The 25,581-nt window shown below is 66.1% G+C and carries 23 protein-coding genes; 9 read left to right on the forward strand and 14 right to left on the reverse strand.

What is annotated here, in order from left to right; translation table 11 throughout:
* Window positions 1–66: 66 nt before the first annotated feature.
* The gene (locus tag P0Y43_RS18785; protein ID WP_275638756.1) at window positions 67–1,317 is read right to left on the reverse strand and encodes an MFS transporter; all 1,251 of its coding nucleotides are present in this window, start codon (window positions 1,315–1,317) and stop codon (window positions 67–69) included.
* Window positions 1,318–1,474: 157 nt separating this feature from the next.
* The gene (locus tag P0Y43_RS18790) at window positions 1,475–2,326 is read right to left on the reverse strand and encodes a hypothetical protein (RefSeq protein ID WP_275638757.1); all 852 of its coding nucleotides are present in this window, start codon (window positions 2,324–2,326) and stop codon (window positions 1,475–1,477) included.
* Between the two features lie 148 nt (window positions 2,327–2,474).
* On the opposite strand from P0Y43_RS18790, the gene P0Y43_RS18795 reads away from it, so the two are divergent.
* Window positions 2,475–3,350 (forward strand): helix-turn-helix domain-containing protein, encoded by an 876-nt coding sequence (locus tag P0Y43_RS18795; protein WP_275638758.1) that lies wholly within the window; start codon window positions 2,475–2,477, stop codon window positions 3,348–3,350.
* Between the two features lie 12 nt (window positions 3,351–3,362).
* On the opposite strand, the gene P0Y43_RS18800 is transcribed toward P0Y43_RS18795, so the two are convergent.
* Complete coding sequence (locus tag P0Y43_RS18800; protein ID WP_275638759.1) at window positions 3,363–4,544, reverse strand: MFS transporter; 1,182 nt, start codon at window positions 4,542–4,544, stop codon at window positions 3,363–3,365.
* A 1-nt stretch (window position 4,545) separates the two neighbouring features.
* Window positions 4,546–5,172, reverse strand: a complete 627-nt coding sequence (locus P0Y43_RS18805) for an isochorismatase family cysteine hydrolase (RefSeq protein ID WP_275638760.1) — start codon at window positions 5,170–5,172, stop codon at window positions 4,546–4,548.
* Window positions 5,173–5,296: 124 nt separating this feature from the next.
* Here P0Y43_RS18805 and P0Y43_RS18810 point away from each other — a divergent pair, with 124 nt between their 5' ends.
* A complete protein-coding gene (locus P0Y43_RS18810; RefSeq protein WP_275638779.1) occupies window positions 5,297–5,785 on the forward strand; it encodes a winged helix-turn-helix transcriptional regulator in 489 nt (162 codons plus the stop codon).
* 9 nt (window positions 5,786–5,794) lie between these two features.
* On the opposite strand, the gene P0Y43_RS18815 is transcribed toward P0Y43_RS18810, so the two are convergent.
* The 3 genes from P0Y43_RS18815 to P0Y43_RS18825 form a co-directional block, all read right to left on the reverse strand.
* Window positions 5,795–6,502, reverse strand: a complete 708-nt coding sequence (locus tag P0Y43_RS18815) for an anti-sigma factor (protein ID WP_275638761.1) — start codon at window positions 6,500–6,502, stop codon at window positions 5,795–5,797.
* Complete coding sequence (locus P0Y43_RS18820; RefSeq protein ID WP_275638762.1) at window positions 6,499–7,017, reverse strand: sigma-70 family RNA polymerase sigma factor; 519 nt, start codon at window positions 7,015–7,017, stop codon at window positions 6,499–6,501. Before P0Y43_RS18820 ends, P0Y43_RS18815 begins: the two co-directional genes overlap by 4 nt.
* A 92-nt stretch (window positions 7,018–7,109) precedes the next feature.
* Window positions 7,110–7,628, reverse strand: coding sequence for a DUF3455 domain-containing protein (locus P0Y43_RS18825; protein WP_430540261.1), 519 nt, complete (start codon window positions 7,626–7,628; stop codon window positions 7,110–7,112).
* A 274-nt stretch (window positions 7,629–7,902) separates the two neighbouring features.
* Between P0Y43_RS18825 and P0Y43_RS18830 the strand changes: the two genes are divergently transcribed.
* Genes P0Y43_RS18830 through P0Y43_RS18840 form a run of 3 tightly spaced genes read left to right on the forward strand, consistent with a single transcriptional unit; the run spans window position 7,903 to window position 12,104 of the window.
* Complete coding sequence (locus P0Y43_RS18830; protein WP_275638763.1) at window positions 7,903–10,107, forward strand: OsmC domain/YcaO domain-containing protein; 2,205 nt, start codon at window positions 7,903–7,905, stop codon at window positions 10,105–10,107.
* A 41-nt stretch (window positions 10,108–10,148) separates the two neighbouring features.
* The gene (locus P0Y43_RS18835) at window positions 10,149–11,168 is read left to right on the forward strand and encodes a MerR family transcriptional regulator (protein WP_275638764.1); all 1,020 of its coding nucleotides are present in this window, start codon (window positions 10,149–10,151) and stop codon (window positions 11,166–11,168) included.
* 60 nt (window positions 11,169–11,228) lie between these two features.
* The gene (locus P0Y43_RS18840) at window positions 11,229–12,104 is read left to right on the forward strand and encodes a class I SAM-dependent methyltransferase (RefSeq protein WP_275638765.1); all 876 of its coding nucleotides are present in this window, start codon (window positions 11,229–11,231) and stop codon (window positions 12,102–12,104) included.
* A gap of 6 nt (window positions 12,105–12,110) precedes the next feature.
* Here P0Y43_RS18840 and P0Y43_RS18845 read toward each other — a convergent pair whose 3' ends face one another.
* The 5 genes from P0Y43_RS18845 to P0Y43_RS18865 form a co-directional block, all read right to left on the reverse strand.
* Window positions 12,111–12,845, reverse strand: coding sequence for an ABC transporter ATP-binding protein (locus P0Y43_RS18845; RefSeq protein ID WP_275638766.1), 735 nt, complete (start codon window positions 12,843–12,845; stop codon window positions 12,111–12,113).
* A gap of 2 nt (window positions 12,846–12,847) precedes the next feature.
* Entirely contained in the window at window positions 12,848–13,678 is an 831-nt protein-coding gene (locus P0Y43_RS18850) for an ABC transporter permease (RefSeq protein ID WP_275638767.1), read from the reverse strand.
* Window positions 13,678–14,655: an aliphatic sulfonate ABC transporter substrate-binding protein gene (locus P0Y43_RS18855; RefSeq protein ID WP_275638768.1), complete on the reverse strand. Its 978-nt coding sequence runs from the start codon at window positions 14,653–14,655 to the stop codon at window positions 13,678–13,680. The genes P0Y43_RS18850 and P0Y43_RS18855 overlap by 1 nt, the downstream gene beginning before the upstream one ends.
* A 255-nt stretch (window positions 14,656–14,910) precedes the next feature.
* On the reverse strand, window positions 14,911–16,068 hold the full coding sequence (gene cprA / locus P0Y43_RS18860) for a cationic peptide resistance protein CprA (protein ID WP_275638769.1): 1,158 nt from the start codon (window positions 16,066–16,068) through the stop codon (window positions 14,911–14,913).
* 337 nt (window positions 16,069–16,405) lie between these two features.
* Entirely contained in the window at window positions 16,406–17,803 is a 1,398-nt protein-coding gene (locus tag P0Y43_RS18865; protein WP_275638770.1) for a hypothetical protein, read from the reverse strand.
* A 267-nt stretch (window positions 17,804–18,070) separates the two neighbouring features.
* On the opposite strand from P0Y43_RS18865, the gene P0Y43_RS18870 reads away from it, so the two are divergent.
* Entirely contained in the window at window positions 18,071–20,095 is a 2,025-nt protein-coding gene (locus P0Y43_RS18870; RefSeq protein WP_275638771.1) for a DNA/RNA non-specific endonuclease, read from the forward strand.
* A 121-nt stretch (window positions 20,096–20,216) separates the two neighbouring features.
* Here P0Y43_RS18870 and P0Y43_RS18875 read toward each other — a convergent pair whose 3' ends face one another.
* Window positions 20,217–20,687, reverse strand: coding sequence for a RidA family protein (locus P0Y43_RS18875; RefSeq protein WP_275638772.1), 471 nt, complete (start codon window positions 20,685–20,687; stop codon window positions 20,217–20,219).
* A 178-nt stretch (window positions 20,688–20,865) separates the two neighbouring features.
* Here P0Y43_RS18875 and P0Y43_RS18880 point away from each other — a divergent pair, with 178 nt between their 5' ends.
* The gene (locus tag P0Y43_RS18880; RefSeq protein ID WP_275638773.1) at window positions 20,866–21,681 is read left to right on the forward strand and encodes a substrate-binding periplasmic protein; all 816 of its coding nucleotides are present in this window, start codon (window positions 20,866–20,868) and stop codon (window positions 21,679–21,681) included.
* Window positions 21,682–21,685: 4 nt separating this feature from the next.
* Here the strand turns inward: P0Y43_RS18880 and P0Y43_RS18885 are convergent, their stop codons facing one another.
* Window positions 21,686–21,931 carry a hypothetical protein gene (locus tag P0Y43_RS18885; protein WP_275638774.1) on the reverse strand — a complete coding sequence of 82 codons (246 nt, stop codon included), beginning with the start codon at window positions 21,929–21,931 and terminating at the stop codon, window positions 21,686–21,688.
* Window positions 21,932–22,103: 172 nt separating this feature from the next.
* On the opposite strand from P0Y43_RS18885, the gene P0Y43_RS18890 reads away from it, so the two are divergent.
* The gene (locus P0Y43_RS18890) at window positions 22,104–23,531 is read left to right on the forward strand and encodes a sensor histidine kinase (protein ID WP_275638775.1); all 1,428 of its coding nucleotides are present in this window, start codon (window positions 22,104–22,106) and stop codon (window positions 23,529–23,531) included.
* Between the two features lie 245 nt (window positions 23,532–23,776).
* A partial coding sequence (locus P0Y43_RS18895) for a carbon starvation CstA family protein (RefSeq protein WP_275638776.1) occupies window positions 23,777–25,581 on the forward strand: 1,805 nt, incomplete at its 3' end.

Genomic DNA, 25,581 nt, shown 5'->3' on the forward strand with positions numbered 1-25,581 from the left:
TGCGGAATTCCAGCTTTGTCTAATTTTTGATACGAATGAAGAGCGTCGTTCTAATAACCGCCATGCTCAGCTTTCCAGGGCCTCGGCCTGCTCGCGCGCAGCCCCCTGGCAACGCGGCAGCAGCCATACCGTGGCGGCCATGGCCAGCACGTACAGCGAGGCCAGCAGCATGATCGCCGCCGAGAACGAGTAGCGGTAGGCGATGGCACCCACCACCAACGGGCCGAAGCCACCGACTGCGCGGCCGATGTTGAACAACACGTTCTGCGCCGTGGCGCGGATCTGCGTCGGGTACAGGTCAGAGATCAGCGCGCCGTAGCCACCGATCATGCCGTTGACGAACACGCCCATCAGCGCGCCAGCGAACAGCATCACCGTCGGGTCGCTGAGGTTGGCGTAAGTCACCACCATCAGGGCCGCGCCGGCCTGGTAGAACAGGAACATGCGCTTGCGCCCGTAGCGGTCGGCGAGCTGGCCGAACAGCCAGATGCCAAAGGCCATGCCCAGTACCGTCACCGCCGTCCAGGTGCCCGAGGCCGTGAGCGAGAAGCCGAACTTGCTCGACAGGTAGCTGGGCATCCAGATCATCAGGCCGTAGTAGCCGAAGTTCTGCACCGAGGTCAGCACCATCACGCCCAGGCTCGCCTTGCAGGTGGCGTGGTCCTTGAACAGGTCGGTGAAGCGTCGGCGGAACGACACCGGGTTGGCCGCGGCCTTCACGAACGCCTGCGGCTCGCCCATGGTGTGGCGGATGACGAACGACAGCAGCGCCGGTACCAGGCCCACCAGGAACATCCCGCGCCAGCCGATGTACGGCAACAGCAGGGGGGTGAGCAAGGCAGCGGCGAGCACGCCGGCTTGCCAGCCCATGCCGACGTAGGACGAGGCCCGGTTGCGCCGGTTGGCGGGCCAGGTTTCGGCGATCAGCGCCATGCCGATGCCGAACTCGCCGCCCAGGCCGAACCCGGCCAGCGTGCGGTACAGCAGCAGGTCCCAGTAGCCCTGGGCCAGGGCGCACAGGCCGGTGAAGATCGAGAAGGTGAGGATGCACACGCTGAGCATGCGCACGCGTCCGTAGCGGTCACTGAGCTGGCCGAAGATCAGCCCGCCGGCCACCGCGCCGAGCAGGGTCCAGGTCACCAGCGACCCGGCCTGGGAGGTGGTCAGGGCCAGGCCCAGGGTGATCGCCGGGAGCATGAAGCCGAGGATCAGCAAGTCGAAGCCGTCCATGGCGTAGCCGGTGACACTGGCGATCAGGGCCTTGCGCGGCGAGGCGTCTTGGATGGGGGCCGAGGGAGGGGTGGACGTGGCCATCATGGGTTCCTCTTGTTCTTGTTGAAATGCTTGGACGTTATTGGGTGACGCGACACCACGATCCCTCTGTCGCTGGCTCGTCCTGAGACGTGGCTAGCGTACTGCGGTGTCGCCAGGTTTGTCTAAATATTTGGACATCTGGCGCGAAAAAATACGCGCCTCACAGGTGCCACTCCAGGTTGAAGGACACCGCGTCCACATTCGTGCCGTCACCGCTGCGGTTGCCGAACTTGTTGCGCCAGTACTCGTAGCCGGGGCCGACCCACAGCACATTCTTGCCCAGCCCGGCCAACTGGCCCAGGTCGAGCATCAGCGAGGTACGCATCAGTTGCTCATCGGCGGTGGGGTTGTTGCGATAGTCGTCGCCCTTCTCGCCGTTGTAGCTATAGAAACCCTGGAACTTCAGCGGCAGCGGGCCGAGGGCGAAGGGGATGCCCCAGGTCACGTTGAGCTGGTAGAAGGGGTCGAACAGCAGGCGCGAGTGGTTGCCCGGCAGGTCACAGGCGTCCAGCCCGCAATGGTTCCATTCCCGGGTATAGAACAGGCTCACGTCGACGAAGCCGACCGGCATGGCGAGCTTGAGCGTGGGGCCGAGCAGCAGCATGCGCTTGCGCGACTGGAAGGCGTTGTCCTTGGTGTTCCAGTCGAAACCCAGGGTCAGGGCCACGTCCTTGACCGGGCCGAAGGCCAGTGGCTGGTCGAACACGCGTCCATGCTGCAGCTGGTTGCGGTAGGTCAGGTAGACCTCCGTGGCACCGCTGTCGCTGTCCTTGCGCGGGTCGTTGCGGTCGGACTTGAACACGTCGAGGTTGATGAACTGCTGGCCGAGGGCATAGCTGCTGACGTGGGTGAACTGGGCGATGTGCTTGGCGATGTCCTGGGGCTTGCCGGGGTCGGAGAAATGGCTGCTATAGCGGTAGCCGACGAAGGTATCGCTGTAGGACGGCGGTGCCGCCAGCGCCAGCGAAGGGAGCATGCACGCGAGTGTGGGCAACGTTCTTGTTATGTTCATCGTTGGGCTCCAAGGAGGGCAGGGCAAGGCATGAATGGACAGCAGCCCACCTTTTTTGTATTTTTTAGACGATCAACCTTGCCTGTCTAAATATTGATACGCCTGGCAATGCCGATCGTCAAGCCATACCTGACAGGGAGGAGTCCCCTTGAGCCAGATCGACTACGAAGCCATTGGCGAACGCCTACGGGCCTTTCGTATCGGCCGACAGATGAACGCCGACCAGGTCGCCGACCAGCTCGGCATTTCGCGTGCCGCCGTGTACCGCCTGGAACTGGGCAAGATCGTCAAGCTGGAGACCCTGGAGCGCCTGGCCGAGCTGCTGCGGGTGTCGATGTCGAGCCTGCTGGGCTCGGACACCGAATACTTCGACAATGCCCTGGGTTACTTCGAACGCATGCGCCAGTTGGAGGCGCGTTCGACCAGCATCCTCTCGTACTTCGACCCCTTCTCGTACCTGCTGACCACGCCCGAATACCCGGCGCTGTTCAAGACCATGCTCGACGAAGCGCGGCCTGGGGAGTTCGACCAGCGCCAGGCGGCGATGGAGGCGCAGATCCTGGAGATCCTCGATGAGCGTAAATCGACGTTCTTCCGCCACAAGTTCCAGGTGCAGTCGCTGGTCAGCCTGCGGCAGATCGAGCGCTACCTGCACATTGGCTTGGTCGGGCGCCTGGACCTGCCCCCGAGCGTGCGCATGGAGCGCGCGCTGCTGGCGCGGCGCGAGATCGAGAACCTGATCCGTATCATCGACACCGACAACAGTCGGCCCAGCATCTACCTGATCGACGACGTCCTGCCCAGCTCGACCTTCCAGCTGTTCGAGCAGCCTCAGCGCAGCTATGTGGCGGTCAGCCCCTATCGACTGGGTGAGCTGCCCAACCTGCATGTCGGTATCGCCAGCGTTACCTCTTCGAGCGAGGCGGTGCAGATGTATCGCGGCATGGCCCAGGGGCTGCTCAAGCGCGCCTTCTCGGGGGAGGCCGCCAAGCGCCAGTTGCAGGCGTTGCTGGCGAAGTTGTGAATGCTCACCGGGTCAGCCCCTGGGGTCTTGGTCGAGGCGCGTGGCGCGCGCCAGTGCATTGACCGCCCCGGCTGCGCCAGCCAGTGCCCCACCCACTGCCGCCAGCCCGACCCACCCGGCCCGGTGCGCGCCATAGCTGCCCAGCGCCGCCCCCGCCGCGCCGCCGAGAAAATACGCGCACATGAATACCGTGTTCAGCCGGCTGCGTGCCTCGGGCCGTAGGGCCTGCACCCGCGCCTGGTTGGCCACCAGGCCGGCGCGGTTGCCCAGGTCGAGCAGCACCATGCCGAGCATCAGCGCCGCCAGGCTGTGCCCGCCATCGGCAACCAACACGAACCCGGCGACCAGCGAGCCCACGCCCAACCCCACCGTGCGCCGCGTGCCCAGGCGATCGGCCAGCGCGCCGATGCGCGGCGAGGCGAGGATGCCCAGCAGCGCGACCAGCCCCAGCAGACCGATGGTGGCGGGGCCGAAAGCATAGGGTGGCTGGCTCAACAGGGCGGCCAACGAGGCCCACAACGCGCTGAACGCGGCGAACATCAGCAGGCCACTGGCCGCGCAGACCCGCAGCACCGGCTCTTCGCGCAGCAGGCTGGCTAGCGAGCGCAGCAGCGCGGCGTAGCCCATCTTCGTCTTCGGCGTGGTGAGCGGCAGGCCCCGGGTGACCAGGGCCAGCAGCGCAAGGTCGACCAGCGCCGCCATTGCGAACACCGCTTGCCAGCCGGCGTGGGCGCCGAGCAGGCCGCCGAGCGTGCGCGCCAGCAGCAGGCCACTGGACAACCCGCCGAGCAGGCTGCCGACCACACGTCCACGGTTGGCCGGCGAAGCCGCCCCGGCCAGGGTCGGGATGATGAGCTGCGCGGTGATCGCCGTCACGCCTACGGCGAAACTGGCGGCGCACAGCAAGACGAAGCTCGGCGCCAGCGCGCAGGCCAGCAAGGCCAGGGCATTGGCAGCGATCGCCAGGCCCGCCAGGCGGCGCGGTTGGCGCGCATCGGCCAGCGGCACGATCAGCAGCAGGCCGACGGCGTAGCCGAGCTGGGTCAGCGTCGCCACCGGGCTGGCCTGGGTGGGCGTCAGGCCGAAGGTCGCGGCCATCTGCGCCAACAGCGGTTGGTGGTAGTAGAGGGTCGAGACGGCGAGCGCGCAGCCCGCCGCCATCAGCGCGACCAGGCGCCCGGACGGTTCGCTCATGTCACGCCTTCTTCAGCGCCTGCAGCAATGCGGCGGTGCTGAGGATGGCGTGGGCGAAGGTCGGGCCGTTCAGTTCATGCGCGGCGTGCATCATTTCCGGCGCGAAGGCGGCGGTGGCATCGCGCACCAGGGTCACGTGGTAGCCCAGCTCCATGGCGAAACGCGCGGTCGACTCGATGCAGGTGTTGGCCAGCAGGCCCACCACGATCACATGGCTGACGCCGTGCTGCTTGAGCTGGAAGTCCAGGTCGGTGTTGGCGAAACCGCTCTGGCCCCAATGCTCCTGGACGATCACGTCACCGTCCTGGGGGATGAAGTCCGGGTGCCATTCACCGCCCCAGGTGCCCTTGGCGAAGGTGTGGCGCTGTTGAATCAGGCGTTGGGTCGGGTTGGGGTGGTCCCAGTGGTCGTAGTCGCCTGGCTGCCAACGGCGGTGGGGCACGTAGAACACCGGGATGCCTTGGTCGCGGGCGCTGGCGACGGTGCGGCGCAGGTTGTCGAGCAGGTTGACGGCCTCGGCCACCGGTTTGAGCAAGGGGAACAGCTTGCCGCCTTCGGCGAGGAAGTCGTTGTAGGGGTCGACCAGCAGCAGGCCGGTACGGCCTGGTTCATAGCGGTGATGGCTCATAAGGAGGCTCCAATTTGTAGCTATGAAAAACATAGCGTAAGTAATCATGAGCCTTTGGGCGCCGATGTCAACTGTGTTACTGTGAAAATCAAAGTAACTCAGGAGCGAAACTGCCATGACCTCGATGCGAGACCCGACGCCCTCCACGTTGTGCCCGGTGGCGCGTTCGCTGGAGGTGGTGGGGGACAAGTGGACCCTGCTGGTGCTGCGCGAGCTGTACATGGGCGCGGCGCGCTTCGAGGAAATGCAGATCCAGACCACTGCCACCCCGCAGATGCTGACCTCGCGCCTGAAGGCGCTGGAGGCCGATGGCCTGGTCGAGCGCCGGCCGTACAGCACCCGGCCGCTGCGCCACGAATACCACCTGACCGCCAAGGGCTGGGGCTTCTACCCCGTGCTGTATGCCTTGCGCGCTTGGGGCGAGACCTGGTGCAAGGCCGAGGACGAAGGCCTGGCGGTGCGCTTCGTGCACCGAGCCTGCGGCCATGACGTGGGCGTGGCCGATGTGTGCCCGCATTGCGCCACACCGGTGACGCGCAGTGATCTTGAGCCACGCCCCAGCGAGCGCTATGCGCAGGAGCGCGCCGCGCGGCGGGAGGCGTTCAAGCGCTGAGGCACGCCTTCAGATCACCTTCACCGCTCGGCCGATGAACTGCACCGGCCCAGTGGGCTTGCCGGTCGGTGACCCGGTGGGGCTTTCCAAGGTCAGTTCGAACAGCTGATTCGGTGCCAGCGGCGGCAGTTTGTCGAGCGGCACCGAGACCGTCTGGCCGGGCTTGACCAGGCCCAGCGACACCGGCCCTTGCCAGTCATCGCCTTTGGTCCAGAACTCCAGCGCCTTGTCGCTCGGCACCGGCGTATCGCCCAGGGGAATCAACTGGATCTGGCGCGGGTCGGAGGCCTGGACCACCCAGCCGGGCGCTTGGTCGCTGGGCGCCACCAGCACCACCAGGTAAGCGGTCTGAGGTTGCGGCGCGAACAGCAGGGCCACGGCCAGCGCCAGTGCGGCCGTGACGCCGGCAGCGGCCAGCCCGCGCCACAGCGCCAAGCGATGCCACAGGCCGGGGCGTGGCTGTGCGAGCGGTTGCGCGCTGCCTGTGCTGCGTTGAATGCGCTGCCAGAGCTGTGGCGAGGGGGCTTGCGGGGGCGCCAGTTCGGTCAGCTCGAACAGCCGCCGTTCCCACGCCTCGACGGCGGCGCGCAATGCCGCATCGTGAGGCAGGCGCCGCTCGACCTCGGCCCGGTGCCTGGCCGACAGGGTGCCCAGCACGTATTCACCGGCCAGCTCATCGAGGCTGCCGGGTTGTTCATCTGCTTGCTCGATGCTCATCCCATGCACTCCCGCAAGGCCGCCAGGCTGCGCTTGATCCAGGCTTTCACGGTGCCCAGTGGTGTGCCGAGGCGCTGGGCGATCTCGGCGTGCGAGCAGCCATCGACATAGGCGTGCAGGATGCACTGGCGGCGGGCCGGCTCCAACTGCTCCAGGCAATGCTGGATGCGCCCCGTGGGCAGCTCGAAGCTGACACTGGCGGCCTCGTGGGTGGCTTCACCGACCGGTGTTTCCCTGCCGTGGTCGCGCACGAAGTTCAGCGCCAGATGACGGGTGATGCTGTAGACCCAGCCGCGCGCGGTGCCGCGGGCCGGGTCGAAGCTGGCGGCACGCGTCCACACGCGGATGAAGGTGTCGTGCACGATGTCCTCGGCCAAGCCGCGGTCGCGCGCGATGCGCAGGGCCACGCCGAGCAGGCGTGGGCTTTCCTGCCGGTAAAGGTCGCGCAGCGCCTGTGGGTCGTGCCGGGCGCAGGCGGCCAGGCAGGCTTCGTAGTCGAAACTCGGTTCAGGCATGGACAAGGGGGCGGGGCCCTCGGCGGCTGGGTGAGGCCCCGGCCGCGAGGGCCGGGGGGCTGCCAGGAGCGTAGACCAGTTTGCCCGACGGTTCAGTGGGCCGCCCAGAAGATATAGTCGGCCTGGTACTTCACCACTTGCTGCTGGCCCTTGCTGGCCGGGGTGCAGGGGCTGGCCGGGGCGACGCCGCCACGGGTGGCCAGGCGCTGGATGTAGGCGACCTTGCTCATCGCGCCCTGGCCTTCGGCGGGGTTGGCCTTGACCAGTTGCAAAGGAATATCGCCGTTGCCCGCGGGCGCCACGGCCAGTTGCGTGCCGGTGACCTTGGAACCGTCCTTGGCCTGCCAGGTGGCGGGCGGGCCGAAGTAGCTGCCGACGGCCTTGCCGCTGCGATCGTTGAGTACCGCCTTGGGCCCGACGAAGGTCCATTCGGTCTGGCCGGCGGCGTTGGCCTTGTCACGGCATTCGTAGGTGATCTCGCCGACACCGACGGTTTCCAGCATCACCTTGTGGCCGTCGGGGACCTTGATGGGGTCGGGCAGGGTGGTCTGGGCGTGGGCCATCGACAGGGTGAGGAGGCTGGCGGCCAGCGGCAGGAGGGTACGGATCATGGCGGTATCTCCAGGAGGAAAGGGACAGCCGGTGGGGCTGCTATGGGTACTACCCGCCAGCGGGGAGAATGGATGCACCGGGGTGGGATTTTTTTCGTATGCCTGCCAGCGGTGAGGTTGGCGGGTCGGCCGCTATCGCGGGGCAAGCCCGCTCCTGCAAGGATGGCGTCGGCCCTGCCCGCGTATGACCCTCATCTGAAAGCGCAAGACTTCCACCCCTGAATTCCGGATAATCGCGCCCATTTCGTTTCGCTCGCTATTCTGGTGCCCCCGCATGGAAATCAAGGTCAACTTTCTCGACAACCTCCGCCTCGAAGCCAAGTTCGACGACTTCACGGTGATTGCCGACCAACCGATCCGCTACAAGGGCGATGGCTCGGCACCGGGGCCGTTCGACTATTTCCTGGCGTCCTCGGCACTGTGCGCGGCGTACTTCGTCAAGCTGTACTGCCAGACCCGCGACATCCCCACCGAAAACATCCGCCTGTCGCAGAACAACATCGTCGACCCGGAGAACCGCTACAACCAGATCTTCAAGATCCAGGTCGAGCTGCCCGCCGATATCTCCGATAAGGATCGCCAGGGCATCCTGCGTTCGATCGACCGTTGCACGGTGAAGAAGGTGGTGCAGACCGGCCCCGAGTTCATCATCGAAGAAGTCGACAACCTCGACGCCGATGCCCAGGGCCTGCTGATGCAAGTCGGCGCCAGCGACGCCAGCACCTACATCCTTGGCAAGGACCTGCCGCTGGAGCAGACCATCGCCAACCTGTCCGGCCTGCTGGCGGGCCTGGGCATGAAGATCGAGATCGCCTCGTGGCGCAACATCGTGCCCAACGTCTGGTCGCTGCACCTGCGCGATGCCCATTCGCCGATGTGCTTCACCAACGGCAAGGGCGCCACCAAGGAAAGCGCGCTGGCCTCGGCGCTGGGCGAGTTCATCGAGCGGCTGAACTGCAACTTCTTCTACAACGACCAGTTCTGGGGCGAGGAGATCGCCAACGCGGCGTTCGTCCACTACCCCAACGAGCGCTGGTTCAAGCCAGGCCCCAAGGACGCGCTACCGGCGGAAATCCTCGACGAGCACTGTCTGGACATCTACAACCCCGACGGCGAGCTGCGCGGCTCGCACCTGTACGACACCAACTCCGGCAACACCGCCCGTGGCATCGTCTCGCTGCCGTTCGTGCGCCAGTCGGACGGCGAAGTGGTGTACTTCCCCTCGAACCTGATCGAGAACCTGTTCCTGAGCAACGGCATGAGCGCTGGCAACACGCTGGTCGAGGCGCAGGTGCAGTGCCTGTCGGAGATCTTCGAGCGTGCGGTCAAGCGCGAGATCCTCGAAGGCGAGCTGGCCTTGCCGGATGTCCCGCAGGACGTGCTGGCCAAGTACCCGGCCATTCTCGCCGGCATCCAGGGGCTGGAGGAGCAGGGCTTCCCGGTGCTGGTCAAGGACGCCTCGCTGGGCGGTGAATTCCCGGTGATGTGCGTGACCCTGATGAACCCGCGCACGGGCGGTGTGTTCGCCTCGTTCGGCGCCCACCCGAGTTTCGAGGTGGCGCTGGAGCGCAGCCTGACCGAGCTGCTCCAGGGCCGCAGCTTCGAGGGCCTGAACGACCTGCCGCAACCGACCTTCGAAAGCCACGCGCTGACCGAGCCGAACAACTTCGTCGAGCACTTCATCGACTCCAGCGGCGTGGTGTCGTGGCGTTTCTTCAGCGCCAAGGCCGACTTCGAATTCGTCGAGTGGGACTTCTCCGGCAATGGCGAGAATTCCAACGCCGAGGAAGCCGCGACCCTGTTCGGCATCCTCGAAGCCATGGGCAAGGAGGTGTACATGGCCGTGTACGAAGACCTCGGCGCCAAGGCCTGCCGCATCCTGGTACCGGGCTATTCGGAGATCTACCCGGTCGAGGACCTGGTCTGGGACAACACCAACAAGGCCCTGCAATTCCGCGCCGACATCCTCAACCTGCACCAGCTCGACAACCGCGCGCTCAAGGCCCTGCTCAAGCGCCTGGACAACTGCGAGGTGGACGAATACACCACCATCACCACGCTGATCGGCGTGGAGTTCGACGACAACACGGTGTGGGGCCAATTGACCATTCTGGAGCTGAAGCTGCTGGTCAACCTGGCGTTGCAGCGCTTCGACGAGGCCAAGGAACTGGTGGAGATGTTCCTGCAGTTCAACGACAACACGGTCGAGCGCGGGCTGTTCCACCAAGCCTTGAACGTGGTGCTGGAGGTGGTGCTGGACGATGAGCTGGAGATGGCCGACTACGAGGCGAACTTCCGGCGGATGTTCGGCGATGCGCGGATGGATGCAGCGCTGGGTTCGGTGGACGGCAGTGTGCGGTTCTACGGGCTGACCCCGACCAGCCTCAAGTTGGAAGGGTTGGAGCGGCACCAGCGCTTGGTCGACAGCTACAAGAAACTGCACGCGGCGCGGGCGCGGGCGGCGGGGTTGGCGCACTGAGGGGCGGCAACACCGACGAAGGCGAGCAGGCGCGGGATCGCATGGCGACGAACACGGGTGAACTGTTGCAGGTAGGGACGTTGGCACGCCGCTGCCAGGTGACCATACGGGCGTTGCATCATTACGACGTGATAGGCCTGATCAGGCCCGCAACCCGTACCGCCGCCGGTTATCGGCTGTATCCCGAGTCGGCGGTGCAACAGGTGCGGGCAATCCAGTCGCTCCAGGCCATGGGGCTTTCCTTGGAGAGCATCGGCCAGCTCATGTGTTCGCCGGGCAATGCCGAGGAGGCGGGCGTCACCGCCCAGCTTGCACGGCTCGACGAGGAAATCGCACAGCTGGCGCGCAAGCGCGAGAAGCTGGCGGTGCTCGAGGCGGGCTTGTCCATCGGTCTGGTGCCGGGCAATCACGCCTGGCCCGGGGCAATGGCGCTGCTGGAGCGCTACCGGGCGCAGTTCTCCGAAGCTGAATTGCTGGCGATCCTCAGCCGCTGGAGCCTCGCCCGCGACACCTTCACCCGGCTTTTCGCTCAGGCCCGCGCCGCCATGGCCCTAGGGTTGCGTGCCGACTCCGTGCGGGTGCAGCGGTTGGCCGCGCGCTGGATGGATGCGTCCATGCAGTGGATGAACGGTGACCTACTGTTCGCCAGGCGCTGGGGCGCCCTGCATGATCGTGCGGGGCTCGCGGCTGACCACACCGGGCTCGACGGCAAGTTGCTGGCCTTCATGCGACCGGCCCTCGAGCTGCGCCTCGATGCCCTGCGGCGGCACTTGACCGAGGACGACCTGCTGCGCCTCGACAAGACCCTCGCCAGTCATTGGGCGGCCTTAGGCCGGCGAGCGCAGTACCTGAAAAGGCTAGGGGCCGAGGCGTCGCCGGGCGACATCGCCGAATTGCTGGAGCGGTGGCGCGAACTGGTACACAGGATGAGCGCGGGTGATGCGCAATTGGCCTGCAAGTTGCGCACGGCCTATGCTGTCGAGCCACTGCTGCGGATCGGTCACCCGATACCGAAGGGGGTAAGAGCCTGGATCATGAGTCGCCTGCAAGAATCCGCTTGACCCTCACGCAAGCGTCAGGCTCTAGAGTCGCTCCGGCTTTCAACTACCGGAGCATTCGCAATGCAATCGAACGACCAAAGCACGTCACCCGTGAACCTTTCTTCGGCCCTGCGCGTGGCCATGGCCCGCGCGGTTCACCAGTTGCTGGACGAACCACGGGTGTTCGAGGACGTCTACGCACTACCTGTGCTGGGGGAGCGGCTGTCTGCCTCCCTGCGTGACGACCCTTTCCGTTTCAACGACCCGGTGATGCGTACCATACGCGCGGCAGTCGTCGCGCGCAGCGTTTACGCCGAGCAGAAACTGGCACAGGGCATCGACGGCGGCATTCGTCAGTACGTCCTCCTCGGGGCGGGGCTGGATACCTATGCCCTGCGCCAAACCGCGCCGAACCTGACGGTGTACGAGGTGGACCTGCCCGCCGCCTTGGCGAGCAAGCGGGCATCGATGCAGGCGCTGTCGGTTTGCGCTCAGGAGGCAGCGCGCCATGTCCCCTGCGACCTGCAGCATGAAGCGTTGCTCACGGCATTGCAGGCCCATGGCTTCAAGCTCGACCAACCGGCGTTCGTCTCGTGGCTGGGGGTTACGCCCTACCTGGGAACGGACAGGGTTGAGCAGACCTTGGAGGCGTTGGGCCAGTTGGCCCCCGGCAGCCAGGTCGTCTTCGATTACCGCGTTGCACCGGCGTTGCTGTCGCCACTTGAGCAGGCCATGGAAGCCCATGCCGCTGAGCTGTTCGCGCGCATGGGCGAGCCTTGGCGCTCGAGTTTCGAGCCCGCCCAATTGCGACGGATGCTCGAGGCGGCAGGCTTTGCCTGGGGCGAAGACCTGGGTAGCGAGGAGATCAATCAGCGCTACTTCCCACGCCGCAAGGATGGTTTGCAAGCATCCGGAGGGGGCTTCCGCTTGCTGCATGCCATGCGCGTTCGGGCTTAGCGAGTCTCAGATCACCCGCGCCCCATGCAGCGCTTCCAGCGCCTCGCCACGCAACCGTGCCAGGCGCTCGTCGCGCCTGTCCCGGGGGTAATCCAACCCTACCTGCAATTCCCGGCACACTGTGCCAGGCCGGTTGCCGATGATCAGCACGCGGTCACTCAGGTACAGCGCCTCGTCCACATCGTGGGTCACCACCAGCAGGGCGATGCCGTGGCGTTGCGCCAGGGTCAGCAGCAGGTCCTGCAACTTGAAGCGGGTGAAGGCGTCCACCGCACTGAACGGCTCGTCGAGCAGCAACAACTGCGGCTGGCCGTACAGCCCACGGGCGATGGCCACGCGCTGGGCCATGCCGCCCGACAAGGCCTTGGGCAGCGCCTCGGCGAACCCGGTCAGGCCCACTTCATCGATCAGGCCGGCAACCCGGGCCTGGTCATAACGGTTGTCCTCGCTGAAACCGATATTTCCGGCCACGTTCAGCCAGGGCATCAGGCGCGGCTCCTGGAACACGAACCCAACCTGCTCAGGGCAACGGCGCAACACGCCGCTGAAGTCCTGGTCCAGTTGCGCCACCAGGCGCAGCAGGGTGCTCTTGCCGCAGCCGCTGGGGCCGAGCAGGCTGACGATTTCACCCGGGCGCAGGTGTAGCGCGATGCGCCCCAGTACCGGGGTGTCGCCGAAGGCCTTGCGCTCGACCTGCAAATCGAGCAACGGCGCGGGAGTGGCAAGCAAGGGTGAGGTCATGGTCAGGCTCCTGTGTCCGCGCCGGCGAAGGTATCGCGCCACGCCAGCCAGCGCCGTTCCAGGCTGGCCAGCAGGCCGTCGGTGAGTTTGCCGAGCAGCGCCAGGACGATGATCGCGGCCAGCACCAGGTCAGGTCGCGAGGTTTCCCGACCATCGCTGAGCAGGTAGCCCAGCCCTCGGGTGGCGGCGATCAGCTCGGCGGCGACGAGGAACATCCAGCTCAGGCTCAGGGCGCTGCGCAGCCCGGTGAACACGCCGGGCAGCGCAGCCGGCAAGAGGATGCGCCGGGCCAGGCGCAGGCGCCCGAAGCCATACATGCGTCCGACTTCCACCAGCTTGCGGTCGATGTTGCGGATCGCCGCCACGCCGTTGAGGTACACCGGGAAGAACGCGCCGATGGCGATCAGCGTCACCTTGGAGGTTTCGCCGATGCCCAGCCACAGCAGCAACAGCGGCACCCAGGCCAGGCTCGGGATCGCCCGCAGGCTGGCGAAGGTCGGCTCCAGCCAGGCCTCGGCCTCACGGCTCAGGCCGACCCAGGCGGCGAACAGTAGGCCGAGCAGGGCGCCGATGGCAAAGCCGGCCAGCACCCGCGAGAGGCTGGCGCCGATATGCTTCCACAGCGCGCCGTCGGCGAGCTGGAACAGGGTCTGGGCCACCTCGCTGGGCGCGGGCATCTGGTACGAGGCGATCCAGCCCAGGCGCACCACGGTTTCCAGCAGCAGGACCAGCACCAGTGGCAGCGCCAGGCCCTTGGCCCGGCGGCGCCACTGACCGTGGGGGACCGTGGGTGGGCTGGCACTGGCCGTCAGGGTTTTGCCGGGGGTATTCATCACTCGATGCTGGCCTTGCCGAAGGCGGGGTCGATCAACTGGTCGATCACCTGGTTGACGTCCACGCCGCGCTTGACCAGTTCCTCGGACACCAGGATCGGCGCCGCGGCCTTGGAGGCGGCGATGTCTTGCGCGCTCAGTTGCGGGGTGGAAAGGTCGGTGCGCGACAGTTGCAGCTTGGCCACGTCCAGCGGCAGTTTCGACTCTTCGGCCAGCAGTTGGGCGAATGCCTCGGGGTTGGCGAGGGCCCAGTGGCGCGCCTGCTCGTAGGCCTTGATCACCGTGGCGATGGTCTGTGGGTGCTGTTTGGCGAAGGTCTCGGTGACGCTGACTACGCCATAGCTGTTGAAGTCCTTGTTGCGGTACAGCAGGCGCGAGCCGGCTTGCAGCTCGCTGGCGGCCATGTGCGGATCGAGGCCGGCCCAGGCGTCGACATCGCCTTTTTCCAGGGCGGTGCGGCCGTCGGGGTGTTGCAGGTGCAGCAACTCCACATCGTCTTTCTGCAGGCCGGCCTTGGCCAATGCGCGCAGGGTGAACAGGTATGGGTCGGTGCCCTTGGTGGCGGCGATCTTCTTGCCTTTGAGGTCTTCGACGCGCTGCAGCGGCGAGTCCTTGGCCACCACCAGGGCGGTCCATTCGGCGCGGCTGTAGACGTACACCGACTTGATCGGGCTGCCATTGGCACGGGCCAGCACCGCCGACAGGCTGGCCGAAGAGCCGAAGTCGGCGCCGCCGCTGTTGAGGTATTCCAGCGAGCGGTTGCTGCCCTGGCTGAACACCCAGCTCACCTTGGAATCGGGCAGGGCTTTCTCCAGCCAGCCGAAGTGCTTGAGCACCAGGCTTACCGGGGAGTAGTAGGCGTAGTCCAGGCGCACTTCCTTGGGCGCGTCTTCGGCGTGGGCAGTGGGGTTCAAGGCGAGGGCGACCAAGCTGGCGGCGGCCAGGGTCTTGAGGGCGCGGGGAAAGGTCAGGCGCATGGGAAAGTCCGGTCGGATGCAGGGGTTACCCGCATTGCAGGGGGCATGCCAGGCTGCCGAGGCCCATGACGCAAGGCCTCGCCGGCAGGGGGGCGGCGCAGCGCTGTGTGTGCCGCTACAGTCTGTTGATTCGCTGTTGCCCGGCGAACAGCGTGTCAATGGGGCTTTGGGGCGCGACAGATTGAGTGAATGAAGGCCCGCTCCCACAGGTACGACGCCGCTCTCGAGAGCGGCGCAGTGCTTGTGAGGGCAGGGCTATTTGAAATCCCACTGCATCTGCGTCGTGATGCTCACCCCACTGGACGACTTCACGCACACATCCAGGTAATCGGTGAACCGCGGCGGCACGGCGATGCCTTCCTCCAGCAGGCGGCTGTTGTCGAACAGGTAGTTCAGGTCGGCAAACCCGCTGTACAAGCGCAGCGCACGCAGCACCAGGCGCGGGTTCGACGGCCCGATGCGTGACTCGAAGCTCTGCGCCAGCGACTTGAGGTCATCCACATCGACCTTGCGGTAGCGCTCGCCCACCGGTTGCGCGCCGCTGGCCAGGGCGAAGGCCTGGTCGATCTCGCCGAAGGTGCAGGCCGCGCCATGGCCGGCGGAGATATGGTAGAGGTCGTGGCTCAAGCGTGGCTTGAGCACCAGGCCGATCAGCGCCTCGGCGCAGTAGTCGACCGGGATCACGTCGATCTGCTCGTCCAGCCCGCAGGTGAAGCTCTCGAGCGCGAAGCCCATGCGGAACACCCAGAAGATGCTGCCTGAGGCCTGGCAGCCCAGGGTCCGGTGGCCGACCACGATCGACGGCCGCGCCACCACCAGCGGCAGGCCCGGCAGGTCGTCGCGCATGCGTCGCTCGATCTCCGCCTTGGACGCGGTGTAGTCCACCAGTTGCTGCTCGGCCGCCGGGAATTCCCATGACTCGCTGATCGGCGACTCGCGCTCCGGGCCGCAGCACATTGCCGTGCCCACGTGCAGGAAGCGCTTGAGCCGTGCCGAGCGGCTCATCACCTCGGCGAAGGCGAAGGTGCCCTCGACGTTGACCGGCCAGATGCTCGGGTTCTTCGAGAACGAGGCCACCGCCGCGCAGTTGATTACCCGGTCGACCTGCATCAGGCGCGGTGTTGCGCTGGCCAGCCAGGCGGTGTCGTGGAAGTCGCCGCAGAGGATCTGCCCTGCGTGCAGCGCCAGGCAGTCGACAGCCGCCACGCCGTGCTGGCGCAGGTTGTCGCGCAAGCGCTCCAAGCCCTGCTCGGGGCTGTTGGCGCGCACCAGGAACGCCAGGTTGGCGCCATGGCCGTTGGCGATCAGCTGTGCGGCCACCGAGCCGCCGAGAAAGCCCGTGGCGCCGGTCAGCAGGAGGCATTCGTGGGTGGAGAGGGGGGTGAGCTGGTCACCGCGGATCGGCATGTTCATAGGGGTCTCGGGCGCGCGCGTTGGCGCGTCTTGATTAGGCACGGTGGGGTGGCGCCTTGAAGGTGTCTTCAAGCCGTCGTCAAGGGTCAGGGCAGGGTGGTCGCTGTGAGCCGGGGCTCGGGAGGAGGGGCCGTCAGGTTGCGAGCGATGGCCTATTTTCGCTGCTTGTTCGAGTGCGTTTCATTAATTGAGAGGGCGTTTTACCGGGGATTGGGTGAAACAATGTTAATAAAGCTTCGATGTGTCGATGCCTTTGGCCTTGCGGGCCGACCACGGCTTCGCATCGAAGGTGCGATACGAAGTCGTGGTGGTTGATGGGGTGTCGCGGGTTCGCGGCCTATTGCCGCGGGAGTGGCGCCTGCATCGCCGCGGGCGTGGAGAACAGCTTGATCAACTTGGTCACCGGTGAAGAGGTTTCACACGTGTCACGGTCCACGTAGGGGTCACGCGGGCGAACGACTGCTACCTTGCATACGTCCGGGGTCGGCCCCTTCAGTTTCCCGTCGTCGCAGGCCCTGCACAGGCGATCGAACGCAGCCTCGAGTTGCAGTGAGTAGTCCAGTGGGGCCCCGACCTTGGACCCAGGATGACGTGTTCCTCCTTGCACGTTCATGAAGAACTTGGTGACGTGCTGCTTGATCTTCTCGGCGTCGAAGCTGGCGTCCAGTGCGAAACCGTCCACCAGGGGCTGGTCTCTGCGCCACTGGGCTGCCGCGTGGCACGCCAGGCACGATGAGCGAGGGTTGTCGGCGGGGCCGTTCAGGCGCCCCTGGAAGCCTGGGTATGGCCGTTGCGGCCAGTTGACGGGGTCGGCGGACCACACCACGCCACTCAGGTCCGGGTTGATCTTGCTCTGCGCAACGGCAATGGAGCGGTTCCAGACGGCGTCCTGTTGCCCAGGGTCGTTCCCCCACATCAGGCCGACCGGCACGAGGTTGTCCAACAGCCAGTCGCCTTTGAAGGTTTCCGGGTGTTCGGGCTTGTGCCAGACGAAGGTTCCCATCACCCACCCGGTGTCCTTGGCGTCGGGGTCCTTGACGGCGATATCGACCTGTAACAGGCGCATCGACCGTTGCACTCTGCCTTCAACGCCGTCTTTTTGGCCTTTCGGGTCGTCAAGGGGGTTGATGTACGCCTGGATCTGCGGCGCACCTTCAAGGTAGGCGACTTCAGAGGCGTCGGCCGTGGTGAACAGGAACTTGAACGTGGCGGATTGCGCGGGGAAGTTGAAGCCGACTGGCAACGTGGGGTTGCAGGGGTTCTTGAATACCTGGCCCACGGCATAGGCGCCAGGGCGGTTGTACCAGGCGACGGCCCAGGTTTGGTGACCTTCGCCCGATGTTCTGGAAAGGTCCCCTGCGTCCGGGCCGCGTTCGGCCGTGAGGCCGTTGAGGCGTTCGCGGCCATTCAAGCTGTAGTCCATCCACGGCACGATCCACCAGGGTGCCTGCGGGTTCATGACCAGGCGCTGCTGCTCGACGCGGATGCCGGTCGCGCGGATCTCTTCCAGAAACGCCGCCATGTAGGCGCGCCAGTCGGGGTCGAAGCCCACGCCTTGCCAGGCATAGTGGTCGTTGCCGGGCGAGTTGGGTAGGTCGCTGCGCCACGGCAGGTTGACGGCCTGTACCGTTGGCGTTGGGTCGTAGGCGGAGCTGTCCTGGGGCGAGAAGGTACAGGTGGCGTGTGCGGATGCTGATGCAGTGATAAGCACGATGGCTAAGCCGAGCTTGTTCATGGGTCTGTCCCTGTGGTGATTGGCTGAGCGCCAGCCATTCCCTCGGTCGAAACTGCACAGGCTCCAAAGCGGCGAGGCAAAGTCGGCCAGCCAGGAGCGTGCTGCTCTCACTGCATTGACGAGCACGACCGCAGAAGCGCTGTCGAGGTGAAGTAATAGCACAACGCAATCACTGTGCGACGTCGTCATCCTGAGCGAGGATTGAGGAAGGGCATTTGCGCGATGGGCCTCTATGCTTGCAACTGGATCGAAACAGGGGATGTGCACATGGGCGTCAAGCTTTCCGACTTGCACCAAGCCATGCAGCGCTACAAGACGTTCACCGATGTCTGCGCACAAGCGGCGACGGCGGATTTTTCCGCCGCGCGCATGAAGCTCGGCATCCGCAACGCCAAGCTGTTCACCTCCACGGCCGACCGCCTTGGGGTGCTGGCCAATACGCTCAAGGCCAACTTCATCGACGCCGGCGATGGCACGCCGTTGCCACCGGAGCTGCTGGAAGTGTCGCACGCGCGCCAGGAGGCCGCCTTCGCCGACAACGACCTGCGCCCCATACGCTACCTGCACATCGCCCTGCTGGCCGCGCGTGCGGTGGGCAAGATCACCGTGCGCGGCTACGTCGACACCGAAGGCGACGCCACCGGGTTCCTGGTCGCCCCCGGGCTGCTGCTGACCAACCATCACGTGCTGCCCAGCGAGGATTTCGCCGCGACTTCCTACGTGGCCTTCGACATGGAAGATGGCCTGGACGGCAAGCCCAAGACGCCCAAGCTGTTCGACCTGCTGCCGACGCAGCTGTACATCGCCGACAAGGACCTGGACTACTGCTTCGTCGCTGTCAGCCCGACCACCGCCGAGGGCGAGGCGCTGGCGCAGTTCGGCTACCTGCGCCTGTTCGAGCAGACCGGCAAGCTCGACCCCAACCGCCGGCAGGCGGCGAACATCGTCCAGCACCCGTTGGGGCAGGGCAAGAAGGTCGCCCTGCGCGACAACTACTTCGCCGAGGCGCCCAACCAGTGGGACGGCGCCGAGCGCCTGCACTCGCTGTACTACGGCACCGACACCCTCAAGGGCTCCTCCGGCTCGCCAGTGTGCACGGATGAGTGGTACGTGGTGGCATTGCACCGTGGCGGCGTGCCGAAGCTTGCTGAAGTGGAGGGGCGTTGGGTGGTCCTGCGCCAGGACGGCACCCCGGCGCGCGAGGGCGATGCCACCAGCAGCATTGCCTACGTGACCAACGAGGGCACGCGCATCAGCAGCCTGTACGCGTCGTTGCGGCAACTGTCGAATGGCGCAACGGCCCTTGCCGCCCATGCCCAGGCGGCGCTGCAGCAGATTTCGGCGGTGTCGCAGAACCCCCGGCTAGGGCCGGTGGACCGCTCCACGGCGCCGCTGGTGGCCCCGGCGCCGCTGGCTGCCGAGCTGTTCGCCAGCGAGGAGGCACTGGTGCGACGCAAGCCGGACCTGTTCGAGGGTGCCCAGGGCTACCGGCCGGAGTTCCTCGGCGAGGGCTGCCGGGTCGAGTTGCCCGCGCTCAGCCACGAAGTGCTCAAGGAGGTGGCCAGCCTGCGCGCGGGCGGTGGCCATGAACTGAAGTACCAGAACTACTCGGTAGTCATGCACGCTCGGCGGCGTACCGCCGTCTACGCCGCCGGCAACGTCGACGGCAGCCTGCTGTGGAAGAACGTCATGGGCGCCACGCCGATGCCCAAGCGCCCGGCCTGGACCTTCGACCCGCGCCTGGACGAGCAGTACCAGCCGGACGATGCGATCTTCGGCAACGCCATGCAGCGCGGCCACCTGTTCAAGCGCGAGGATGCCGTGCAGGGGGCGGACGCGGCGGCGTTGCAGCACGCCGATCTGCATTCGTTCGTCATCACCAATGCCACGCCGATGATCGGCAATTTCAACAACGTCGAGTGGGGCGACCTCGAAGACATCGTCTCGCGGCAGTTGGCCGCCGGCCAGCGCGCCAGTTACTTTGCCGGCCCCATCTTCGATGTCGAGGACAAGTTCTTCAACGAGTACAAGGCCGGGGTGCCGGCGGCGGATCGTTACACCGGCATGCGCGTGCCGGTGAAGTTCTGGAAGATCGTGGTCTGGGCCGAGGCCGGTGCGCCACGGGCGGCGGGGTTCGTGCTCGACCAGTCGGACGAGCTGCGCAGGCATGGGCCGATCATCGAGGAATTGTCGTTCGGCAAGTATCGGCAGACGGCCATCGTGCAGATCGAGCAGCGTACCGGGCTGACGTTTGCCGGGCTTGCGCAGGTCGACACCTACCCTGGGGGCTGAGCGAACGGGCAAGTCGGATCGCCGCATCGCCGCTCCCACAGGCGCAGCGCTGATGGTGAGTACAGCGGAGTTCCTGTGGGAGAGACTGGCTGGGTGGTGCGTCAGTGGCGGCCCAACCCCCTCAGCCCACCGCTGCGATCATGTCCACCTCGACCGGCGCATTCTTCGGCAACTGGTAAACACCCACCGACGTGCGCGTATGCGCCCCAGCCTCGCCCAGCACGTCGTACAGCACCTGCGACGCGCCGTTGGACACCTCGCTCTGCTGGGTGAAGTCCTGCGCCGACTGCACGAACACGGTCATCCGCACGATGCCCTTGATGGCCTCCAGCGAGCCCAGTTCGTCGGCCAGCAACGCCAGGCAGCGCAGGGCACTGACCTTGGCGGCGGTCTGCGCGTCGGCCAGGCTCACCCGTTCGCCCACCCGCCCGGGGTGAATGATCTCATCGCCCACCCGCGGCACCTGGCCGCTGACGAACGCCTGATCGCCATGGCGCACCACTGGCACGTAGTTGCCGCCGATCTTCAACGGCCCATCGAATGCATAACCCAACGCGTGCAACGCCGCAGCGAACCGCTCGTTTCTGGACATGACCTTTCCCTGTGTGGATGAATGACGGGCAAACCCGTGCAGCGTAGCGTGTCGCCGCCTGGCCAGGAACCCTCTGGCAATGGACGGGGTGGCGGCTGGCGGTTTCTGGTCCAGACTGTGTAAAGCCACGTTATCAGCCAGCCGTTTCGTCGTCCGCCGAAGGTACCGAGGGTCACCCATGATCCAGCGTTGTCTGTGCCAAGCACTCCTGCTGTCGTTGACCTTGGCCCTGCTGTGCAGGGCCGCGTGGGCGGTGGACGATTGCCGACACCTGGTAGCCACCGGCAACCCCGAATACCCGCCGTACCTGTGGCGTGACCCACAGAACCCGCGGCTGTTGATCGGTGCCAACGTCGACCTGCTGCAACACGTCGCCCGTGAGCTGGGCCTGGTGGTCGAGGTGATCTACGCCGGCCCCTGGTCGCGCGCCCAGGAGGAGGTGCGCACCGGGCGCATCGACCTGCTGGCTGGCTACTTCCTCACCCAGACGCGGCGCCAGACCATGGACTTCATCAGCCCGCCCTTCCTCTTCACCCCCAGTGTGGTCTGGGTGCGCCGCAACGATGCTTTCGCCTACAGCGGCTGGCCCGACCTGCAGGGGCGCAACGGCGGCACGCTGGTCAGCAACAGCCACGGCCAGGCCTTCGACGACTACGCCAAGGCGCACCTCAGGCTGGAGGCCGTGCCCAGCGCCTCCCAGGCTTTCGAGAAGCTGCTGATGAAGCGCAACGATTACGTGATCTACGAGCAGTTTCCCGGCAAGGCGCTGGCGCAGACCCTGGGTATCGATGGGCAATTGCAGGTACTGGAGCCGCCAGTGTCCAGCGAGGGGTTGTACCTGGCGTTGTCGCATAACTCACGCTGCAACCAGCCGCAGTTGCGCGAGGCGCTGGCCCGGCAGATGCAAGCGGTGGTGGAGGGGCCGCTGCCGGAGGCGCTGGTGGCGCGCAACCTGGAGCGCTGGAAAGCGCAGCAGGACGCTTCGTCGCGCTAACGGTTCAGCCGCGGGTTGCAGGGAAATTTTGCAGCGAATCGGTGATGGCCGTGGGGCTGCCCGAGCGCAGAATCGACAGCTTGCGCTGTTCGTATGCCTCTTGGGGAAAACCCTGGCGTTGCAGCGCTTCGAGCTGCAACTGGCGGGTTTCCTCGGCGGAGTAGGGGCGCAGTTCCGGGTGGTTGGCACAACCGGAGAGCACGACCACGGTAACGAGGGCGGCGAGCGACAGGCGGGCAGGGCGGTTCATCGGGGGCACCCTCGGTGGGACGTCGATGAGGCCAGCTTATTGTTCGCCGCCGATCAATAGAAATTGTCGTGCTCAATAGTGACTATCGAGACCGCTGCTTGCAGGCATTGCGCCATCTGCTCGCTAGACTACAGGGAACCCTGTCCTCCCGCCTGCCAGGAGCCACGCCACCATGCCCGAGTGGTTGCAGACCTTTCGCCGACGGCTCTCCGGCACCGGCGCCGTCGAACCGTTCAACCTGATGCAACGCTTCTCGCTGATCAGCCTGGTGATCATCAGTGGCGTGGCCATTGGCCTGGGGTCGCTGTCGACCCGCTTCCTGGTCAACGAAAGCCTGGAGCGCGATGCCTTGCTGTCGGCGCAATTCATCCAGTCGATGGCGGTGGGCGAGATTCGCCACCATGACCTGACCGGCATGAAGATGGGCGACATCCTTGCTGCGGGGCACTTCGGCATGCTTGCCAATGAAACGGCAAAGAACCGCGAGCGCGCGCGCTCGGAATTCCTCGACCACCTGGCGCACCTGCCGGACATCCTGCTGGCGAGCATTTTCTCTCCCGAGCGCAAGGTGATCTGGTCGACCAACCCGGCCTTGATTGGCCGCCAGGTGCACGACGACCCGGCATTGGAGGCGGCGTTCGCCTCGCGCGGGCAGGTGAGTGCGCGTTACGACGAGGTCGAGCCTGGGCGCACCGAGCAGCAGTTCGTGCGTCCGCCGAAGGTGTTCTTCGTGGAGAACTACATCCCGTTGCTCGACGACCAAGGCAAGGTGCTGGCGATGGTGGAGATCTACAAGGAGCCGGTCGACCTGCTCGAACGCCTCGAGCGGGGCCACAAGCTGATTTGGGCGGCCACGGCACTGGGTGGGCTGACCCTTTACTTCGGCCTGTTCTGGATCGTCTGGCGCGCCTCGCGGCTGCTGGCCACGCAGCAGGACCAACTGGTGGCCAACAAGACCTACGGCGGGCTGGTGGAGATGTCCACCGCCGTGGCCCACAGCCTGCGCAACCCGCTGGCGAGCATCCGCACCAGCGCCGAACTGGCCCAGGAGATGCCGGGCCAGCCGGCCACGCGCAATATCGGCGACATCATCCACCAGGTCGACCGCATGTCGGGTTGGGTGCGCGAGCTGGTGCTGTGCCTGCGACCCCTGCGTGGCGAGCCGGAGCCGGTGGACCTGGTGGGGGCGGTGCAGGTGGCATTGGGCGGCTTCGAGCCGCAATTGCGCCAGGCTCGGATCGACGCACGCTTCAGCGCGGCGTCGATGCCGCCGGTGATCAGCCACCCGTTGTTGCTGGGGCAGGTGCTTAACAGCGTGCTGGCCAACGCCATCGAAGCCATGCCCGAGGGTGGCAAGCTGGTGCTGAGCCTGGAGCGCAGTGGTCGTGAGCACGTGCTGCTGTATGTCGACGATACCGGCCCAGGGGTGAGCCGGCATGAGGAAATGACCGCGTTCAAGTCGTTCTACACCACGCGCCTGGGCGGGTTGGGTATCGGCCTGGTGATGGTGCGACAGGTGATGGAGCGGTTCGGCGGCGAGGCGAGCTTGCAGAACCTGGAGCCGCAGGGCACGCGGGTATGCCTGCGGTTCCAGACCTGAGTGCGGCGTGAGGCCTCATCGCGGCTCGCCCGCGATGAGGTCGGCGAGACCAACCGATTTAACGTCCAGGGTGATCCGCGCCCAGCGAATTGTGGGTCGTCTACGTAGTTCTACGTAGTCACTCCGCGTAGTACTGCGAATTTTCTCCTTGGCCAACAGGCCCGAGAGTGTGCAACGTCCCTACCCGGGCGCACACAACAACAAAAACCGCCGCAGCCCACCCGCCCGCGGCAGGAGAAAATCCGATGTCCAATCTGGCTACCCGAATTGCCTGGTTCGCCGTTGCGCTGCTGGGGGCGTTCGCGCTCGGCACCCTGGCCTTGCGCAGGGGCGAGGCGATCAACGCCCTGTGGATCGTGACCGCCGCCGTGGCGATCTACCTCGTTGCCTACCGCTACTACAGCTTGTTCATCGCCACCAAGGTGATGCAGCTGGACCCCAACCGCGCTACTCCCGCTGTCCTCAACAACGATGGCCTGGACTACGTCCCGACCAACAAGCACATCCTGTTCGGCCATCACTTCGCCGCCATCGCCGGCGCCGGCCCGCTCGTGGGCCCGGTGCTCGCCGCGCAGATGGGCTACCTGCCCGGCACCCTGTGGCTGATCGCCGGGGTGGTGCTGGCCGGCGCGGTGCAGGACTTCATGGTCCTGTTCCTCTCCACCCGCCGCAACGGTCGCTCGCTCGGCGACATGGTGCGCGAGGAGATGGGCCGCATCCCCGGCACCATCGCCCTGTTCGGCTGCTTCCTGATCATGATCATCATCCTCGCGGTGCTGGCGCTGATCGTGGTCAAGGCCCTGGCCGAAAGCCCGTGGGGCATGTTCACGGTGATGGCGACCATCCCGATCGCCATGTTCATGGGCATCTACATGCGCTACATCCGCCCGGGCCGCATCGGCGAGATCTCGCTGATCGGCGTGGTGTTGCTGCTGCTGTCGATCTGGGCCGGCGGCCTGGTCGCGGCCGACCCGGTGTGGGGCCCGGCGTTCACCTTCACCGGCGTGCAGATCACCTGGATGCTGGTCGGCTACGGCTTCGTCGCCGCGGTGCTGCCGGTGTGGCTGGTGCTGGCGCCGCGTGACTACCTGTCGACCTTCCTGAAGATCGGCACCATCGTCGGCCTGGCGATCGGCATCCTGATCCTCGCCCCCGAGCTGAAGATGCCGGCCCTGACCCAGTTCACCGACGGCACGGGCCCGGTGTGGAAGGGCACGCTGTTCCCGTTCCTGTTCATCACCATCGCCTGCGGCGCGGTGTCCGGCTTCCATGCGCTGATCTCCTCGGGTACCACGCCGAAGCTGCTGGACAACGAAACCAACGCCCGCTACATCGGCTACGGCGGCATGCTGATGGAGTCGTTCGTCGCCATCATGGCCATGGTCGCCGCCTCGGTGATCGAGCCGGGCGTGTACTTCGCCATGAACAGCCCGGCCGCAGTGGTCGGCGCCGACGTGGTGTCGGTGGCCAACACCGTCAGCAGCTGGGGCTTCCTGATCACCCCCGAGCAACTGGAAGCGACCGCCCGCGACATCGGCGAGCACACCATCCTGGCCCGCGCCGGCGGTGCGCCGACCTTGGCGGTGGGCATCGCGCAGATCCTCCACCAGGTGCTGCCGGGTGAGAACACCATGGCCTTCTGGTACCACTTCGCGATCCTGTTCGAGGCGTTGTTCATCCTCACCGCAGTGGACGCCGGCACCCGTGCCGGGCGCTTCATGCTGCAGGACCTGCTGGGCAGCTTCGTGCCGGCGCTCAAGCGCACCGAGTCGTGGGGCGCCAACCTGCTGGCCACCGCGGGTTGCGTGACCCTCTGGGGCTACCTGCTGTACCAGGGCGTGATCGACCCGCTGGGGGGCATCAATACCCTGTGGCCGCTGTTCGGCATCTCCAACCAGATGCTGGCGGGCATCGCGCTGATGCTGGGCACCGTGGTGCTGATCAAGATGAAGCGCCAGCGCTACGTGTGGGTGACCCTGCTGCCGGCGGTATGGCTGCTGATCTGCACCACCACCGCCGGCTTGATCAAGCTGTTCGACCCGAACCCGGC

The organism is Pseudomonas entomophila (assembly GCF_029193575.1).
Taxonomy (GTDB): domain Bacteria; phylum Pseudomonadota; class Gammaproteobacteria; order Pseudomonadales; family Pseudomonadaceae; genus Aquipseudomonas; species Aquipseudomonas entomophila_G.